This window comes from Campylobacter majalis, assembly GCF_905120465.1.
Lineage (GTDB): Bacteria > Campylobacterota > Campylobacteria > Campylobacterales > Campylobacteraceae > Campylobacter_A > Campylobacter_A majalis.
Map to the genome: position 1 here is coordinate 1 of NZ_CAJHOF010000049.1, position 873 is coordinate 873.

General features: G+C 33.3%; 1 protein-coding gene. It reads left to right on the top strand.

The genetic code is table 11. The features are described from left to right. Window positions 1-873, top strand: an 873-nt coding sequence (locus LQU93_RS09870) for a hemagglutinin repeat-containing protein (protein ID WP_229933716.1), incomplete at both ends; no start/stop codon positions are given.

Sequence of the window (873 nt, forward strand, 5' to 3'; positions counted from 1 at the left end):
AACCTAAACATCAACACCACAAACAACACAACCATAAAAGGAGCTAATCTAAGAGCCAATAATATAGCAAATATCAATGTAGGCAATAATCTAATCTTACAAAGCCAAAGGGATAGCTACACATCAAACTCTAAATCAACAAGTATAGCAGCTGGTATGGGATTTAGTGGAGAAAAAACACAAAGCACAAATCCAAACCCAAAAGCCATATCAAACAACCTAGTAAGCTATGAGAATGCAAAGCTATCAAGTATTAACTCAAATTTTACCCAAGACAAACAAAACACCATAACCAAACAAACAATACTATCAAGCATAACAGCAAACAACCTAAACATCAACACTAAAAACAACACTCATTTAAAAGGCTCAATGATAGCAGCTGGAAGCTTTGATGAGAATGGTAACTTCATAGACAACAAAAACCTAAACCTAACTACAAATACCCTAACCTATGAGAACCTATCAAATACAAGCTATACAAAAGGTTCATCTTTAAGTATAGGACTTAACTATGCCTTTAAAGACAATCAAACAAAAAAACAAGACAACACAACAAACAACAAAGACAATCAAGATAAAACAACCAATCCAACAGATATAGCAACCAACAAAGACAACCAACCAAAAGATCTAAACAACAAAATCACATCAGCCACTTACTCAAATAGCAGAAATTTAAACTATAACCACTCAAAAACACTAGCTACTATAGGGCAAGGCAATCTAAACATAAAAGATAAAGATAGTTCAGATGATACAGATAGACTAAACAGAGATACAGCAAAAACAAACAAAGACCTATACTCTACAAACATATCATCAAACATAGATGCTAGTGTGGATATGAGGTTGTTTAGTAAAGAGGGTAGA